This is a genomic window from Thermomonas haemolytica, from assembly GCF_004346265.1.
Classification (GTDB): Bacteria; Pseudomonadota; Gammaproteobacteria; order Xanthomonadales; family Xanthomonadaceae; genus Thermomonas; species Thermomonas haemolytica.
In genome coordinates, this window is the sequence record NZ_SMAP01000003.1 from 272,749 (window position 1) to 288,138 (window position 15,390).

17 protein-coding genes and 1 pseudogene are annotated in these 15,390 nt (G+C 68.2%); 6 read left to right on the forward strand and 12 right to left on the reverse strand.

The features are described from left to right. Window positions 1–4 precede the first annotated feature (4 nt). The 9 genes from EDC34_RS06130 to pstS all read right to left on the reverse strand — a co-directional run bounded on the left by EDC34_RS06130 (window position 5) and on the right by pstS (window position 7,200). Window positions 5–310 carry a PepSY domain-containing protein gene (locus EDC34_RS06130; protein ID WP_114959627.1) on the reverse strand — a complete coding sequence of 102 codons (306 nt, stop codon included), beginning with the start codon at window positions 308–310 and terminating at the stop codon, window positions 5–7. Window positions 311–424: 114 nt separating this feature from the next. Next, window positions 425–1,177 (reverse strand): HvfC family RiPP maturation protein, encoded by a 753-nt coding sequence (locus EDC34_RS06135; protein ID WP_114959626.1) that lies wholly within the window; start codon window positions 1,175–1,177, stop codon window positions 425–427. Further along, a complete protein-coding gene (locus EDC34_RS06140; protein WP_114959625.1) occupies window positions 1,174–1,998 on the reverse strand; it encodes an HvfB family MNIO-type RiPP peptide maturase in 825 nt (274 codons plus the stop codon). Before EDC34_RS06140 ends, EDC34_RS06135 begins: the two co-directional genes overlap by 4 nt. Before the next feature lie 6 nt (window positions 1,999–2,004). Further along, window positions 2,005–2,472, reverse strand: a complete 468-nt coding sequence (locus EDC34_RS06145) for an EF-hand domain-containing protein (RefSeq protein WP_114959624.1) — start codon at window positions 2,470–2,472, stop codon at window positions 2,005–2,007. A gap of 84 nt (window positions 2,473–2,556) precedes the next feature. After that, a complete protein-coding gene (gene phoU, locus EDC34_RS06150; protein ID WP_114959623.1) occupies window positions 2,557–3,261 on the reverse strand; it encodes a phosphate signaling complex protein PhoU in 705 nt (234 codons plus the stop codon). A gap of 58 nt (window positions 3,262–3,319) precedes the next feature. Further along, window positions 3,320–4,159: a phosphate ABC transporter ATP-binding protein PstB gene (gene pstB / locus EDC34_RS06155; protein ID WP_165921018.1), complete on the reverse strand. Its 840-nt coding sequence runs from the start codon at window positions 4,157–4,159 to the stop codon at window positions 3,320–3,322. Then, a complete protein-coding gene (pstA, locus tag EDC34_RS06160; RefSeq protein WP_425477452.1) occupies window positions 4,152–5,015 on the reverse strand; it encodes a phosphate ABC transporter permease PstA in 864 nt (287 codons plus the stop codon). Before pstA ends, pstB begins: the two co-directional genes overlap by 8 nt. Next, complete coding sequence (gene pstC, locus EDC34_RS06165; RefSeq protein WP_114959620.1) at window positions 5,012–5,980, reverse strand: phosphate ABC transporter permease subunit PstC; 969 nt, start codon at window positions 5,978–5,980, stop codon at window positions 5,012–5,014. The genes pstA and pstC overlap by 4 nt, the downstream gene beginning before the upstream one ends. A 197-nt stretch (window positions 5,981–6,177) precedes the next feature. Next, a complete protein-coding gene (pstS, locus tag EDC34_RS06170; protein ID WP_165921019.1) occupies window positions 6,178–7,200 on the reverse strand; it encodes a phosphate ABC transporter substrate-binding protein PstS in 1,023 nt (340 codons plus the stop codon). A 280-nt stretch (window positions 7,201–7,480) separates the two neighbouring features. Here pstS and EDC34_RS06175 point away from each other — a divergent pair, with 280 nt between their 5' ends. Further along, window positions 7,481–8,686, forward strand: coding sequence for a porin (locus EDC34_RS06175; RefSeq protein WP_114959618.1), 1,206 nt, complete (start codon window positions 7,481–7,483; stop codon window positions 8,684–8,686). 85 nt (window positions 8,687–8,771) lie between these two features. On the opposite strand, the gene nth is transcribed toward EDC34_RS06175, so the two are convergent. The 3 genes from nth to EDC34_RS06190 are packed head-to-tail and all read right to left on the reverse strand — an operon-like array spanning window position 8,772 to window position 10,647. Continuing rightward, the gene (gene nth / locus EDC34_RS06180) at window positions 8,772–9,461 is read right to left on the reverse strand and encodes an endonuclease III (RefSeq protein WP_114959617.1); all 690 of its coding nucleotides are present in this window, start codon (window positions 9,459–9,461) and stop codon (window positions 8,772–8,774) included. Then, window positions 9,458–9,853, reverse strand: coding sequence for a hypothetical protein (locus EDC34_RS06185; protein ID WP_114959851.1), 396 nt, complete (start codon window positions 9,851–9,853; stop codon window positions 9,458–9,460). Before EDC34_RS06185 ends, nth begins: the two co-directional genes overlap by 4 nt. Window positions 9,854–9,864: 11 nt before the next feature. Beyond that, window positions 9,865–10,647 carry an enoyl-CoA hydratase/isomerase family protein gene (locus EDC34_RS06190; protein ID WP_114959616.1) on the reverse strand — a complete coding sequence of 261 codons (783 nt, stop codon included), beginning with the start codon at window positions 10,645–10,647 and terminating at the stop codon, window positions 9,865–9,867. Window positions 10,648–10,841: 194 nt separating this feature from the next. On the opposite strand from EDC34_RS06190, the gene EDC34_RS06195 reads away from it, so the two are divergent. From EDC34_RS06195 to EDC34_RS06215, 5 genes and pseudogenes are all read left to right on the forward strand, one after another. Then, window positions 10,842–11,588, forward strand: coding sequence for an FKBP-type peptidyl-prolyl cis-trans isomerase N-terminal domain-containing protein (locus tag EDC34_RS06195; protein ID WP_114959615.1), 747 nt, complete (start codon window positions 10,842–10,844; stop codon window positions 11,586–11,588). Between the two features lie 82 nt (window positions 11,589–11,670). Further along, window positions 11,671–12,521, forward strand: a pseudogene (locus EDC34_RS06200) (CoA pyrophosphatase). After that, window positions 12,521–13,366, forward strand: coding sequence for a sulfurtransferase (locus EDC34_RS06205; protein ID WP_114959614.1), 846 nt, complete (start codon window positions 12,521–12,523; stop codon window positions 13,364–13,366). The pseudogene EDC34_RS06200 and the gene EDC34_RS06205 overlap by 1 nt, the downstream one beginning before the upstream one ends. A gap of 11 nt (window positions 13,367–13,377) precedes the next feature. Further along, window positions 13,378–13,728, forward strand: a complete 351-nt coding sequence (gene arsC, locus EDC34_RS06210; RefSeq protein ID WP_114959613.1) for an arsenate reductase (glutaredoxin) — start codon at window positions 13,378–13,380, stop codon at window positions 13,726–13,728. Between the two features lie 704 nt (window positions 13,729–14,432). Beyond that, the gene (locus EDC34_RS06215; RefSeq protein ID WP_114959612.1) at window positions 14,433–15,332 is read left to right on the forward strand and encodes an RHS repeat-associated core domain-containing protein; all 900 of its coding nucleotides are present in this window, start codon (window positions 14,433–14,435) and stop codon (window positions 15,330–15,332) included. Window positions 15,333–15,390 lie beyond the last annotated feature (58 nt).

Consider the following 15,390-nt stretch of genomic DNA (forward strand, 5'->3'; position numbering starts at 1 on the left):
GGCGTCAGTCGCGGTCGGCGTCGGCTTCGAACTTGTCTTCGACGATCTTGCCGGTGGCCACGTCCACGCCGATCTCGTGGACCTGGCCGGGCTTGCCCTCCTGGCGGATGTCGAAGGAATAGCGCAGGGCGCCGTTTTCCTTCTCGCGCTCTTCCTTGACGATCTTGCCGGGCGCGGCCTGAAGCGCGATCGCGCGCGCCTGCGCCAGGCTGATGCCACCGGCTGGCGCGGCGGGCGGATTGCCGGCGAGGGCGCCGGCGGCGAATGCAGCAAGGACGGACAGCAGGGCGGTGCGGGACAGGGTGTGCATGGTCAAGCTCCTTGGGAGGGGTGGATGGAACGCCCTCCATGCTGCCCAAGGGTAGTGCGCGCGGCGGTTTCCGCAGGGATACAGTTTCCCAACCTTGCAAGACCCGCCCCAGCGTCACTCTTCTCGACCGGCTGCACGCCACACCAGCACGCCTTCCTGGCGCAACCGCGCCAGCATCGGCAGGGCCTCGCGGAGGACCGCGGCGGTATCGGGCTGGCCGGCTTCTGCGGCCAGTTGCAGCAGCAGCGCGCGGCTGCTGTGCGTGGTGTTGCCGTCTGCCCGTTCCAGCAGGCAGTACAGCAGCGGCGAGAGCTGCGCGAAGTGCACGCATCCGGCCTCGTCACGGCGCAACAGCAGCAGGGTGGGCTGCGCGGGCGGGGTGGTCGGCTGGAAGCCGGGGCCGATCTGCTGCACCGGCCAGCGGTAGGCGCGCGGCCAGGCCAGCGGGGAGAGCTGCGGGATGCCGTCGAGCAGGTCGGCGTCCGGCGTATGCGGCGGTGGAGTGGCGTCCGCCAGTTGCAGGCCGAGTTCGGCCCATTCGTAGTCGGCCAGCTCCGCCAGCCAGGGCCGCGCCGGGTCTTCGATGTTGGCAAGGAACGCGGTGAACTCCCGCCCCAGCTGCGGGAACAGCGGGGTGCGGCTGTGGTGTTCGCGCAGGAAGCGTTCCAGCAGCGCGGACCAGTCGCGCGGGCCCAGCGTGGTGCGCAGCACCGGGAAGGTGCCGCCGAGCAGGGTGGCGAGGGTGTTGCGCACCAGCTTGCGGTACACCCGCAGGCGGCGTTCGGGGATCCCGGGCGGGCCGGGATGGGTGGCGGGGTCGCGCACGTGCGCGGCCAGCGCGTGCAGTTGTGCGTGCAGCGCGCTCATGGGTACCCGGCCTGCAGGCGGCGGATATGCGCCACTTCCTCCAGCAGCACCGGCAGCGGCGGGAAGTTGAAGTCGCGCTCGAGCAGGGTGGGGCGCACGCCGTGGGTGGCATAGGCGAAGTCGAGCAGCGCCCAGACGTCGTCCTTCACGCTGGCGCCGTGGGTGTCGATCTTGAGCCCGTCGGGCTCGTCGTCATGGCCGGCGATGTGGTAGCCGGCGATGCGCTCGCCCGGCAGGGCGGCGATGTAGGCGCGCGCGTGGAAGCCGTGGTTGGCGGCGTTGACGTACACATTGTTGACGTCGAGCAGCAGGTCGCAATCGGCCTCTGCCAGCACCGCGCGTACAAACGTCGCCTCGTCCATCTCCGCGGCCGGAACCGCATAGGTGCTCACGTTCTCGACCGCGATCCGCCGTCCGAGCACGTCCTGCGCCTGGCGGATGCGCGCGGCGACATGGCGCACGGCCTCCTCGGTATGCGGCAGCGGCAGCAGGTCGTACAGATGGCCACCGGCCGCGCAGTAGCTGAGGTGCTCACTGTAGAGCGCGGCATGGTGGCGGTCGAGGAAGGCGCGGGTCTGGCGCAGCAGGTCCAGATCCAGCGGATCGGGGCCGCCGAGCGAGAGCGACAGCCCGTGGCCGCTCAGCGGGTGGCGCGCCGTGAGTTGCGCCAGTTTGTCGGCAAACACGCCGCCCACCCCGATCCAGTTGTCGGGCGCGCATTCCAGGAAATCGAAGGCGCCCGCGGGCGCTGTGATCAGGTCATCCAGCAGGGCGCGGCGCAGGCCGAGGCCGGCGCTATGCGCGGGCAAGGGGGCAGGCATGCCGGCTCACATGCTGCCGCACATGCCCTCGCCGCATTTGCCTTCCCCGCACTTGCCTTCGCCTGCGGCCTTGGTCTCCGCCGCGGGCTTCTGCATGGCCGCGTGGTGGGCGTCCATCTCGGCCTGGCTGATGAAGCCGTCGCCATTGGTGTCGATCTTGGCGAACATCGCGTCCTGACCCTTGTGCGCGGCTGCGAATTCGGCGCGCGAGATGCGGCCGTCCTTGTCGGTGTCCATCTTCGCCATGCCGCAGCCGCCTTCGTGGTCGGCCTTGGCGCTGGCCATCTTGCCGGCGCCGCACTTGCCCTCGCCGCCGCATTTGCCTTCGCCAGCCTTGTTGGTCGCGGGTTTGGCGGCGTCCTGCATGTAGCCGTGGGCGAGCGCGTCCATCGAGAACAGGCTGCCGCTGGCAAGGGTGCCGGTGGCGACGGCGGCGCCGATCAGCAGCGACAGCGGGGTGCGCGGATGGGACATGGCAAAGCTCCTGCCAGTAGTTTCGGGAGCCCCGATCCTACCCCCGGCGGCGGCCGGCGGCCAGCGCGCCGCCGGCAGGGCGGGTCAGGCCACCGTGGTGTTGCTGTCGTCGCGCTTCTCGCGCTCCGGCAGCGGGGTCTCGCCGTGCAGCAGGAACCAGATGTTCTCGGCGATGTTGGTGGCGTGGTCGCCGATCCGTTCCAGGTTCTTGGCCATGAACAGCAGGTGCGTGCACGGGGTGATCGCGCGCGGGTCTTCCATCATGTAGGTGAGCAGCTCGCGGAACAGGCCGGTATAGAGCGTATCCAGCTCGGCATCGCGCGCACGCACGCGCAGCGCGGCCTCGCCATCGCGGTGGCGATAGGCCTCCAACACGTCGCGCACCTGCTGCACCGCCAGCTTGCCGAGCGCGTTCAGGCCGCGGGTGTGCGGCAGCGGTGGCGACAGGTTGAGCGCCAGCGAGCGCTTGGCGATGTTGGCGGCGTAGTCGCCGATGCGCTCGATGTCCGAGGCCACCCGCAGGGCGGCCAGGATGATGCGCAGGTCGGTGGCCAGCGGGCCGCGCCGGATCAGGTGGATCACGTCGTGGTTGACCTGCTGCTCCAGCGCGTCGATCGCCTCGTCGTTGGCGATCACGCGCTCGGCGGCGTTGCCGTCGCGGCGTTCCACCACGTCCAGCGCGGCCTCCAGCTGCGCGGCCGACATCTGGCCCATGCGGATCAGTTCGTCGAGCAGGGTGGCCTGCTCCTGGTCGTAGCTGCGGACGATGTGACTGCTTTGCTCGTTCATAGGGGTTCCTGTCCTTCCCGCGGGGAGGCGCGCCGCATGGCGCGGAAGGGGTCTCGGATCAGCCAAACCGACCGGTGATGTAATCCTCGGTCTGCTGCTTGGTCGGATTGGAGAAGATCTGCGCGGTGCTGCCGTGCTCGACCAGATCGCCCAGGTACATGAAGGCGGTGTAGTCGGACACGCGCGCCGCCTGCTGCATGTTGTGGGTCACGATCATGATGGTGAAGGTCTGCTTCAGCTCTTCCACCAACTGCTCGATGCGGCTGGTGGAGATCGGGTCCAGCGCCGAGGTGGGTTCGTCCAGCAGCAGCACTTCCGGGCGCAGCGCGATCGCGCGCGCGATGCACAGGCGCTGCTGCTGGCCGCCGGACAGGCCCAGGCCGCTGGCCTTGAGCTTGTCCTTCACCTCGTCCCACAGCGCGGCCTGGCGCAGCGCCTGCTCCACGCGGTCGTCCATCTCCGAACGCGACAGCCGCTCGTGGTGGCGGATGCCGTAGGCGACGTTCTCGTAGATCGTCATCGGGAACGGCACCGGCTTCTGGAATACCATGCCGACCTTGCTGCGCAGGCGGTTGATCGGGTATTTCGGGTCCAGCACGTTGTCGCCGTCCAGCAGCACCTGCCCTTCCGCGCGCAGCTTGGGGTAGAGCGCGTAGATGCGGTTGAACACCCGCAGCAGGGTGGACTTGCCGCAGCCGGACGGGCCGATCAACGCGGTGACGCGCTTCTCGGGGATGTCGAGGTCGATGTTCTTGACCGCGTGGAACTTGTCGTACCAGAAGTTCAGGCCGCGCGCGGCGATCTTGGGGGGCGGCAGCGCGGCTGCCCCGGCATTGTGGTCGGCGGGCATGGCCGCGGCGTACGAGGAAGACATCGGTATGGTCCGCAGGTCAGTCATGGGTCAGTTTGTTGCGCAGGACGATGGCGCGTGCGATCAGGCTGATGGCCAGCACGAACAGGGTGAGGATGAAGGCGCCGGCCCAGGCCAGGGCGTGCCAGCCGTCGTACGGGCTCATCGCGAACTGGAAGATCACCACCGGCACGTTGGCCATCGGCGCCAGCAGGTTGGTGGTCCAGTACTGGTTGTTGAGCGCGGTGAACAGCAGCGGCGCGGTTTCGCCGCTGATGCGCGCCAGCGCCAGCAGGATGCCGGTGACGATGCCCGGCATCGCGCTGCGATAGAGCACCTGCAGGGTCACCTTCCACTGCGGAACGCCGAGCGACAGCGCGGCCTCGCGCATCTGCCCGGGCACCAGGCGCAGCATCTCGTCGGTGGTGCGCACCACCACCGGCAGCACGATGAAGGCCAGCGCGATGCCGCCGGCCAGCGCCGAGAAGTGGCCCATCTGCGCCACCACCAGGGTATAGACGAACAGGCCCAGCACGATCGAGGGCGCCGACAGCAGGATGTCGTTGACGAAACGCACGGTTTCGCCCAGCCAGTGGCGGTTGGCGTATTCGGCCAGGTAGGTGCCGGCCAGGACGCCGATCGGCGCGCCGATGGCGATGCCCATCAGGCTGATCACGGCGCTGCCGAAGAAGGCGTTGAGCAGGCCGCCGCCTTCCTCGCCCGGCGGTGGCGTCATCTCGGTGAACAGCGCCGGGCTGATCGCGCTGATGCCCGTACGCAGCGTGGTCCACATGATCCAGATCAACCAGAACATGCCGAACAGGGTGGCGGCGGTGGCAAACAGCTGGGCGAGGACGTTCTTGAACGCGCGCCAGCGGTGCAGGGAGGTGGACGCGGCCATCAGTGGCCCTCCTGGCGGTTGAGCCGGCGCAGCATCAGGCGCGCGATCGTGAGCACGACGAAGGTGAGCATGAACAGCACGAAGCCGAGCGCGATCAGGGCCGACAGGTACATCTTGGAGTCCGCTTCGGTGAATTCGTTGGCGATGGTGGCGGCGATCGAGTTGCCCGGCTCCAGCAGCGAGAACGTCAGCGAGTGCGCGTTGCCGAGCACGAACGTCACCGCCATGGTCTCGCCGAGGGCGCGGCCAAGGCCGAGGAAGATGCCGCCGATCACCGCCGAGCGGGTATAGGGCAGGACGACGTCCCAGGCCACTTCCCAGCGGGTCGCGCCGAGCGCGTAGGCGGATTCCTTCAGCGGGCCGGGGACGGTGAGGAAGACTTCGCGCATCACCGAGGCGACGAAGGGAATCACCATGATCCCCAGCACCAGGCCGGCGGTGCCCATGCCCAGGCCCAGCGGCGGGCCGCTGAACAGCATGCCGATGCCGGGCAGCTGGCCCAGGTGTTCGTCCACCCACGGGAACACATGCTCACCCAGCAGCGGGGCCAGCACGAACAGGCCCCACATGCCGTAGATGATCGAGGGAATGCCGGCCAACAGTTCGATGGCGGCGCCGACCGGCGCGCGCAGCCAGCGCGGCGCGATCTCGGTCAGGAAGAAGGCGATGCCGAAGCTGACCGGGACTGCGATCAGCATGGCGATGACCGCGGTCACGATGGTGCCGTAGATCGGAACCAACGCGCCGAACTGCTGCTGCACCGCGTCCCACTGGTCGGTCCAGAAGAAGGCCAGGCCGAACTTTGCGAACGCCTGGCGGCCGCCCCACAGCATCGACAGGGCCGCAGCGGTCAGGCCGAGCAGCACGATCATGCCGGCGGTGGTCACCAGCCAGCGGAAACGGGTGTCGGCGCGCAGGTCGGCGTGCTCGCGGCGGGTCAGGTCAATGCTGTCGGGGGTGGCATTCATGCGTCGGGTCTACTGCTGTACCGGCGGCGCGGCAAACGTGGCCGGCTTCGGTGGGAGAGCCGGGCCAGGGACGATGGGCGGGAAAGGCGGCAACGCGTGGTCGCCATGAAACGCTGTTTTTGTGACAGCTTCGTGACATCCGCAAAAAATGAAGAGGCGGGGTCATGCACCCCGCCTCTCCGGAGCCGCACGATGGCTTACTTGGCGCCGATGTTCTGCGCCCAGTAGCCCTCGATCTGCTTCACCAGCGAGGCCGGCAGCGGCACATAGTCCAGCGAGGTCGCCTGCGGCTGGCCGTTTTCCAGCGCCCACTTGAAGAAGTCCAGGGCCTGGCGGGTGCGCGCGGCATCCTTGGGCTTCTTGTACATCATCACGAAGGTGGTGGCGGCGATCGGCCAGGCATTGGCGCCCGGGGCATTGGTGATGACCAGGTCGAAATCCTGGGTGGCACCCCAGTTGGCATTGGCGGCCGCGGCCTGGAAGGTGTCGTCGCTGGGCTTGACGAAGTTGCCGGCGGCGTTCTTCATCAGCGCGTAGGTCAGCTTGTTCTGCAGGGCGTAGGCGTACTCCACGTAGCCAATGCCGCCGCGGATCTGGCGGGAATAGGCGGCCACGCCTTCATTGCCCTTGCCGCCGACGCCGGCCGGCCACGCCACCGAGGTGCCCTCGCCGACCTTCTGCTTCCATTCCGGGCTGACCTTGGACAGGTAGTTGGTGAAGTTGAAGGTGGTGCCCGAGCCGTCGGAGCGATGGACCACGGTGATCTTCATGTCCGGCAGCTTCAGGCCGGGATTCAGCGCGGCGATGCGGGCGTCGTTCCATTTGGTGATCTTGCCGAGGTAGATGTCGGCCAGGATCGGGCCATCGATCTTCATCGCGCCCGGCGCCACGCCCGGCAGGTTCACCACCGGCACGATGCCGCCGATCACGATCGGGAACTGCGCCAGCCCGGCCTGCTTGAGTTCCGCCGGAGGCAGCGGCTTGTCGGAGGCGCCGAAGTCCACGGTGGCCGCCTTGATCTGGGCGATGCCGCCGCCGGAGCCGATCGACTGGTAGTTGATCTTGTTGCCGGTCTTGGCGTTGTAGTCGGCGGACCACTTCGACAGGATCGGGTAGACGAAGGTCGAGCCGGCGCCGGTGATGTCGGCCGCGAACGCGGAGCCGGCAACGCTGGTCGCCACGGCGAGCACGACGAGGCGGGACTTGAGGGACTTGAGCACGGAAAACTCCTTGGGTCTGGGATGACGGCGGCAGCGCCGCACGCCGGCATTGGACGGCAGTGCGGTGACAAGGTTGCGGCGTAAATATGACGATCGAATGACAGGCCGCCATTCCCGCCGTTTGGGGAGGCGAGCGTGAAAAAAAGCGTGAGGCCGACATAAACCTGCAATGAATCCGCATTGAAATAGCACCCCGGCACGGGCATTGGCCGCAGCCGGCGCGTGCAGCACCTCAACGCCTTCCTCTTCTCTTCCATCCGTCATCCACTGGAGTCTTTCCATGCGTCCCACCCATCTGGCCGCCGCCGTCGCCTTGGCCATCGCCAGCACCAGCTTCAACGCTGCCGCGCAGAGCGCGCCCAGCGCCCAGGACATCGCCGAGCTGAAGGCGCAGATCGCCGCCCTGCAGGCGCAGGTCGAGGCGCTGCAGGCGCAGGCCGATGCGCAGTCCGACGTGAACATCACCCAGGCCAAGGCGATCGAGGATGCCGAGGCCACCAAGGGCAAGGTGGACAAGCTGGCCAAGCTGGTGAACGACACCAGCATCAGCGGCCGCCTGTACTACGACCTGACCAACATCGATGACCAGAACCACGGCGTGAAGACCAACAAGTCGGGCTTCGCGTTCGACATCAAGCGCTTCTACCTGGGCGTGGACCACAAGTTCAACGACCAGTGGTCGATGAACCTGACCACCGACTTCCAGTACTCCTCGGCGATCGCCTCCACCGAGATCTACCTGAAGAAGGCCTACGTGCAGTACAAGCTCAGCGACGCCTTCGTGCTGCGCGCCGGTGCCGCCGACCTGCCGTGGATCCCGTTTGCGGAGAACTGGTACGGCATGCGCTACGTCGAGAACACCCTCACCGATCGCCTGAAGTTCGGCACTTCGGCCGACTGGGGCCTGCACGCCTCCGGCAAGGTCGCCGGCGGTTCGATGGAGTACGCGGTGGCCGCCCTGAACGGCAACGGCTACAAGAACCCGAGCCGCAGCAAGGGCCTGGACTTCGAAGGCCGCCTGAGCTATGCGCCGACCAGCAGCACCGTGCTGGCGGTGGGCTTCTACAACGGCACCCTGGGCAAGGAAACCCAGACCGTGAATGCCCTGCACAACGCCGAGCGCGTGGACTTCCTGGCCGCCTACGCCGCTGGCACCACCCGCCTGGGCCTGGAGTACTTCCAGGCCAAGAACTGGAACAACGTGCTGACCGTGGCCACCGACAAGGCCAGCGGCTGGTCGGCCTGGGGCAGCATCGGCCTCGGCGGCGACGGCATCAACCTGTTCGGCCGCTACGACCGCACCGACCTCAGCAAGACCCTCGACCCGACCCTGCGCGACACCTACTACAACCTGGGCGTCGAGTTCCCGATCACCAAGGGCGTAAAGCTGGCCACCGTGTACAAGCACACCGACCAGAAGAACGCGCTGCTGACCAAGGACCTCAAGACCGACGAGTTCGGCGTGTGGGGCGAGTTCCGCTTCTGATCCGCGGAAACAGCCAGACGAAGTGGCACGGGCGGCGGGCTTGAGGTCCGCCGCCTTTTTTCGTATGGAAATGCGGTTGCCGCCGTCAGTTCGCCCAGCTCGACGGGCCCTTGTCGGGCCAGCGGCAGAGGTCGTGGATCGGGCAGTGCAGGCAATCCGGCTTGCGCGCCTTGCACACGTAGCGGCCGTGCAGGATCAGCCAGTGATGGGCGTCGCGCGCGAACTCCTCCGGTACCAGCTTCACCAGCTTGTCCTCGACCGCGCGCACGTCCTTGCCGGGTGCCAGTCCGGTGCGGTTGGCGACCCGGAAGATATGGGTGTCCACCGCGATGGTGGGCTGGCCGAACGCGGTGTTGAGCACCACGTTGGCGGTCTTGCGGCCGACCCCGGGCAGCGCTTCCAGCGCCTCGCGGGTGCGCGGCACTTCGCCGCCGTGCTGTTCCAGCAGCTGCCGGCACAGGGCGATGACGTTGGCGGCCTTGGCGTTGTACAGGCCGATCGTGTTGATGTAGCGCTTCAGGCCGTCCTCGCCCAGCGCCAGGATGGCCGCGGGTGTGTTGGCCACGGGATACAGCCTGCGGGTGGCCTTGTTGACGCCGACATCGGTGGCCTGCGCTGACAGCACCACCGCCACCAGCAGCTCGAACGGAGTCGTGTATTCAAGCTCGGTGGTCGGCTGCGGGTTGGCGGCGCGCAGGCGGGTGAACAGTTCGCGGATTTCCTCGCGGGTGAGCCGGCTGCCGGGCGCCGGCCGGCGGCGTGGGCGGGCGCTCATGGCCGGCGTGCCTGCGCTTTTTCCAGCGCCCGCGCCAGCGCGGCGGCGGCGGCGGGCGGCAGGGTCGACCCAGGCGCTGTGGAGGCCGGGTTGGTGGCTGCCGGGGCGGAGATCGTCGCGCCGCGCGCGGCCGCGCGCTGGGCCGCGATCCGCTGCAGCCGCGCGCGCCGGGCGCGATGGCGCTCGCGCGCGGCCAATGCGCGCAGGCGGGCCGTGCGCGCATCCTGCAACCGCTGCCGGCAGGCGGGCGCGCAGGCCGTGCAGGGCGGGGCATCGAGCAGTCCCAGGCGCAGCGCCGCGTCGAGATCGTCGCGCGCGAGTGCGTCGAGGATCGCGTGCGCCCGCGCGCCCTCCGGCGCGGTGCAGCGGCAGTCGCGGCAGAAGTCGGCCATCGCCCCGGCGATCACGTGCCGGTGAAGGCGGGCTTGCGCTTTTCCAGGAACGCGGCGGTGCCCTCGCGCATGTCGTGGGTTGCGAACATCAGGCCGAACTGCGCCGATTCGTACTCCAGGCCCTCTTCCAGTCCGCATTCGCCGCCGATGTTCACGCAGTCCAGCATGCCGCGCAGCGCCAGCGGGGCAGCCGCGGCCAGTTGCGCGGCCAGCTTGCCGGTTTCCGCCTCGAGTTCGGCGGCGGGCACCACCCGGTTGACGATGCCAAGTTGCAGCGCGCGCTCGGCCGTGATCGGGGCGCCGGTCAGGCACAGCTCGAGGGTGGCGGCGCGCCCGCACAGGCGCAGCAGGCGCTGGCTGCCGCCGAAGCCGGGGATCAGGCCGAGGTTGATCTCGGGCTGGCCGAGCTTGGCGGTGTCGGCGGCAATCCGCAGGTGGCAGCTCATCGCCAGTTCCAGCCCGCCGCCGAGGGCGAAGCCGTTGATCATCGCGATCACGGGCTTGGGCAGTTTCTCGATCCTGCGCATCATGCGGGTGCCGCGCAACGAGAAATCGCGGCCGTGGGCCGGCGACAGCGTGTGCATCTCGGCGATGTCGGCGCCCGCCACGAAGGCCTTGGGGCCGGCCCCGGTGAGCACCACCACCCGCACCGCGGGATCGCGGCCGGCGTCCGCGAAGGCGGCGTCGAGGGCGTCGATCACCCCGGCATTGAGGGCGTTCAGCTTGTCCGGGCGATTGATGCGGAGGGTGCGGATGCCGTCGGCGGTGTCGATCAGCAGCAGGGGCTCGGTCATGGGGGATAGTCCGGATGGGATGGAACTTTGCCCGGCGTGGCGTGTCACACTGCCGGGCCGCGGTGGCAGGCATGCACCGTGGCCAGTATCCTACCTTGTCATGCCGGCGCGGATTGGCCGGACGACGATTCCCCGGCCGCGTGCCGGATTACCCACGGGCCGCCCGCCGGCCCGATTGACCAACGAGGTTGTGGATGAAGTTGCGTGCGATCGCTGCCAGTGTGGCGGCCCTGACCCTGACCGCCGGCATCGCTTCGGCGCAGACCAAGCCGGCCCCGGTGCCGGCCAAGCCGGCGGCCCCCGCGGCCAAGCCCGCCGGAGCCTCGACGGCGGCTCCGACCGTGGACAAGTTCCACGCCAGCTATGCCTTCGGCTGGCAGCTGGGCCAGGAGCTGGCCAATACCGGCGAGCCGATCGACATCGCCACCGTGGTGCGCGGCCTGCAGGACGCCTACGGCAAGAAGCAGCCGGCCTATACCGAGCAGCAGCTGGGCACCGCCTATGCCGGCTTCCAGCAGCGGATGCAGCAGAAGGCAGAAGATGCCTTCCGCAAGGCGCTGGCCGACAACCAGGCGCAGTCGGCCGACTTCGTGAGCAAGTACAAGGCCCAGGAAGGCGTGATCACCCTGCCCAGCGGCGTGATGTACCGCGTCGCCAAGGCCGGCACCGGCGCCAAGCCGACCGCCAACAGCGAGGTGCAGATCGCGTTCCGCAGCTTCCTGGCCGCGGTCGGCGTGCCGCTCAGCGGCGTGCAGACCCCGCCGCCGTTCAAGGTCGGCGATGCGCCGATCCCGGCGCTCAAGGAAACCCTGCCGCTGATGCAGCAGGGCGCGGTGTACGAGGTGGTGATCCCGCCGGGCAAGAGCCTGGGTGGCGGCCAGAACGAGCAGTTCGCGCAGCAGGCGATCGCCATGCAGATCGAGCTGGGCGCGGTGAAGTGACGGCTTGATCGCGCCTCCCGCGATTTTCCGAAGCGCCGGTCCCGACCGGCGCTTCGCGTTTCCGGGATTACCATTCCACGCCATGACCGCATCCCCCGCGACGTTCACTCCTGCCGCCGTGCTCAGCCCCTGTATCGGCATCTGCCGGTTGGAGGCGGATGGCCTGTGCGCGGGCTGCCACCGCAGCGGCGAGGAGATCGCCGCCTGGGCGGGCATGGGCGAGGCGCAGCGCCTGCACTTGATGGACGTGGTGCTGCCCGCCCGCGCCGCGCGCCGGGAGCCGGGCTGATGCAGGCCGACCTGCTGGCGGCGCGCCTGCGGCAGGCGGTACATCCGTTGGCGCGCCCGCCCCAGGGCGCGCCCTGGAACCTGGCGGAGCTGGACGGGCTGCCGCTGCCCGCGGTGCCGCGTCCGGCAGCGGTGCTGGTGGGGGTGATCCCGCGCGCGCCCGGCGCCACTGTCCTGCTCACCCGCCGCAACGAGCGCCTGCGCCAGCACGCCGGCCAGGTCAGCTTTCCCGGTGGCCGGGTGGATCCGGCCGATCCCGGCCCGGTCGCCACCGCGCTGCGCGAGGCGCACGAGGAGGTCGGGCTGGAGCCGGCGCAGGCGCACCCGCTGGGCTACCTCGATCCGCTGCTGACCATCACCGGGTTCCGGGTGCAGCCGGTGCTGGCGCTGCTGGTGCCTGATTTCCGCCCGCGGCCGGAGCCGGACGAGGTGGCCGACGTGTTCGAGGTGCCGCTGGAGCTGCTGCTGGACCCGGCCCGGCTGGAGACCATCGAGCTCCAGTTCGGCGGGCGCACCCGCCGCGTGTTCCAATACGACTATCCGCAGCAGAGAATCTGGGGCGCCACCGCGTCGATCCTGTTCAACCTGCGGCAGCGGTTGGCGACGGCGGACAATGCCGGGATCATCGAGCAAAGGAGCGTGTGATGGCTGGATGGACGACGCTGGTGCAACCCGACATTCTGGCGATGGCGCTGAATCGCGGGGACCTGGTGGTGGTGGACTGCCGCTTCAGCCTGGCCGATCCCGCCGCCGGCGAGCAGGCCTGGCGGCGTTCGCACATCCCGGGCGCGGTGTACGCGCACCTCGAGCGCGATCTCTCCGACATGAGCCGCAAGGGCGAAGGCCGCCATCCCTGGCCGGAGCGCGAGGCCTTCCTGCAGCGGCTGCAGCAGTGGGGCATCAGTCCGGCCACCCAGGTGGTGGCCTACGACGATGGCGACGGCGCGATCGCCGCGCGCCTGTGGTTCCTGCTGCGCGTGCTCGGGCACGAGAAGGTGGCGGTGCTGGACGGCGGCCTGTCGCGCTGGGTCGCGCTCGGGCTGCCGGCGTCCAGCGCGCTGCCGCAGCCGCAGCCGGCGCGCTATGCCGGCCAGTTCGATACCCGCCGCCTGCTGGATGCCAAGGCCGTCGAGGCACACCTGGCGGCCGGCGGGCTGCTGATCGATGCGCGCGCGCCGGAGCGCTTCCGCGGCGAGCAGGAGCCGCTGGACCGGGTGGCCGGGCACGTGCCGGGGGCGATCAACCGGCCCTACATGCAGAACCTGCACAACGGCCAGTTCAAGTCGGCGATGCAGCTGGCCGCCGAGTTCCGCGAACTGCTTGGCGGGCGCGACCCGTCCGAGGTCGTGTCGATGTGCGGCTCCGGCGTCACCGCCTGCCACAACCTGCTGGCCATGGAGCGCGCCGGCCTGCGCGGGGGGCGGCTGTTCACCGGCTCGTGGAGCGGCTGGATCACCGACCCGGCGCGTCCGGTCGCGACCGGGCCGTGAGGGGAATGCCGATGCAGGATGTCGTGATCTGGCACCGGCCGACCTGCAGCAAATCGCGCAGCGCGCTGGCGCTGCTGCGCGAGGCGGGCATCGAGCCGCAGATCGTCGATTACGTGGCGCAGCCGCCGACCGTCGCGGAACTGCGGCAGGCGATCGCGCGTGCCGGGCTGCGCGTGCGCGAGGCGCTGCGCAAGGGCGAGCCGGAATACGCCGCGCTCGGCCTCGGCGATCCAGCGCTGGACGATGACGCGCTGCTGCGCGCGATGGCGGCGCAGCCGCGCCTGATCGAGCGCCCCTTCGTCTTCACACCCAAGGGCGTGCGCCTGTGCCGCCCGCCGGAGCGGGTGCGCGAGATTCTCTAAACGCGACCCGGATGCGGCCTGCTTGCCGGTTTGCGCTAGCGTCGGGCGTAGGCGCGCCAGCGAGCAGGTGACGTGGAGGGCGTGGATGAGTGTCTATGGAACTCTGGCCGGTCCAAATCGAACTTCCCGGTGCCCCAAAAGACCTTGGCATCATGAAGGTAACGATCAACATGCCAGATGGGTATGCGTGTCCAGAGGGGACGCAGTGATGATGCTAATTCGAAGTGCCCTCATCTCATTTATGCTGATTATGTGTGGAAGTGCACAGGCTATTTGTGCATTTGGGAAGCCAACCTTTGCGGAGGAGTGGAGTAGAGCTAAATACGTCATCGTCGGGCAGTTGGTGGATTCGAAAGTTTTGACTTCCGTGGACGATCCTGAAGGAGTGGAGGCGACCGAATACACGATCAGGGTGGTCGGGTCCTTTAAAGGAAGGGTTGGTCGTAAAATTTCCATTCGATCCGACAATACGTCAAGTAGATTCAATATGAGGGCGGGCTATTTATACATACTGTTCATTGAGTCTGATGGCGCCACAAATTTTGTCGACCCATGTGGTTCATCGGGAGAGTTGGGTCAACGTGGTCCATATGAGTGAAACATGTATGTCCATGTTTGTTGGAATTCAATAAGAATATCGATATTGGTGTGCCGGGGTCAGGTTCACTTCCTGACCGTAAGCAGACAGCTCCTGCACCCTGGCTTTGAATCGCATCACCGCGATCACCGATGGTGTGGATGCGGCGCAGACGCAGCAATACCAGTACGACGCGCTGTCGCGGCTGGTGCGCTCGGAGCACGCAGGCGGCAACGTGGCCAGCTACGGGTATGACGCGGTGGGCAACCGGGTGAGCCTGGGCAATACCGTTCCGATCAGCGCGGGCAGCTACACCTACGCGCCGGACAGCAACCGCCTGTTGCAGGCGACCATGGGCGGGGTGAGCCGCGCGTTCACCTACGATGCCAACGGCAATGTCACGGCCTACACCGATGCCGCGGGCATCCCGCACACCCTGGCGTATGATCCGTTCGGCCGCCTGGCCGGCCACACGGCGCAGGGGGTGACCACGACCTACACGGTGAACGCCCTGGACCAGCGGATGGGTAAGCGTAACGCCAGCCACAAGAGCCGCTATGTGTACGCCGGCTTCAACCAGCTGCTGGCCGAATACACCGACGGGCAATGGACGAGCTACGTCTACAGCGGCAGCGAACCCATCGCCCTGGTGCGCAATAACCAGCTCTACTATCTGCACGGCGACCACCTGGGCCGGCCGCAGCTGGTGACCAATGCCGGGCAGCAGGTGGTGTGGAAGGCGGCGAATCGGGCATTCGACCGCGGCGTCACCCTCGACACGTTGGGCGGGCTGAACCTCGGCTTCCCCGGGCAGTATTACGATGCCGAATCCGGCCTGTGGCACAACGGCTACCGTGAGTACGACGCCAGCCTGGGCCGCTACCTGCAGTCCGACCCGATCGGGCTGGCGGGTGGGGTGAATACGTATGCCTATGTTGGGGGGAATCCGATTAGTGCAGCTGATCCGACTGGATTGATCGCAATAATCTGGGTAATTCCTAGCCTTTCCGGACCAAAGTTGGCATGAGTTCCTGGATCGACGTCTGCTTGAGAAGCTTGTAGATCAAGGGTTTCAGGTCTTCGCC

Coding starts and splice junctions, on each gene's coding strand:
- phoU (WP_114959623.1), bottom strand. CDS start 3,261: ATGAACGAGCAAAGCAGTCACATCGTCCGCAGCTACGACCAGGAGCAG.
- EDC34_RS06140 (WP_114959625.1), bottom strand. CDS start 1,998: ATGCCTGCCCCCTTGCCCGCGCATAGCGCCGGCCTCGGCCTGCGCCGC.
- EDC34_RS06185 (WP_114959851.1), bottom strand. CDS start 9,853: ATGGCCGACTTCTGCCGCGACTGCCGCTGCACCGCGCCGGAGGGCGCG.
- nth (WP_114959617.1), bottom strand. CDS start 9,461: ATGAGCGCCCGCCCACGCCGCCGGCCGGCGCCCGGCAGCCGGCTCACC.
- EDC34_RS06195 (WP_114959615.1), top strand. CDS start 10,842: ATGAAGTTGCGTGCGATCGCTGCCAGTGTGGCGGCCCTGACCCTGACC.
- pstC (WP_114959620.1), bottom strand. CDS start 5,980: ATGAATGCCACCCCCGACAGCATTGACCTGACCCGCCGCGAGCACGCC.
- EDC34_RS06145 (WP_114959624.1), bottom strand. CDS start 2,472: ATGTCCCATCCGCGCACCCCGCTGTCGCTGCTGATCGGCGCCGCCGTC.
- arsC (WP_114959613.1), top strand. CDS start 13,378: ATGCAGGATGTCGTGATCTGGCACCGGCCGACCTGCAGCAAATCGCGC.
- EDC34_RS06130 (WP_114959627.1), bottom strand. CDS start 310: ATGCACACCCTGTCCCGCACCGCCCTGCTGTCCGTCCTTGCTGCATTC.
- EDC34_RS06190 (WP_114959616.1), bottom strand. CDS start 10,647: ATGACCGAGCCCCTGCTGCTGATCGACACCGCCGACGGCATCCGCACC.
- pstB (WP_165921018.1), bottom strand. CDS start 4,159: ATGACTGACCTGCGGACCATACCGATGTCTTCCTCGTACGCCGCGGCC.
- EDC34_RS06205 (WP_114959614.1), top strand. CDS start 12,521: ATGGCTGGATGGACGACGCTGGTGCAACCCGACATTCTGGCGATGGCG.
- EDC34_RS06135 (WP_114959626.1), bottom strand. CDS start 1,177: ATGAGCGCGCTGCACGCACAACTGCACGCGCTGGCCGCGCACGTGCGC.
- EDC34_RS06175 (WP_114959618.1), top strand. CDS start 7,481: ATGCGTCCCACCCATCTGGCCGCCGCCGTCGCCTTGGCCATCGCCAGC.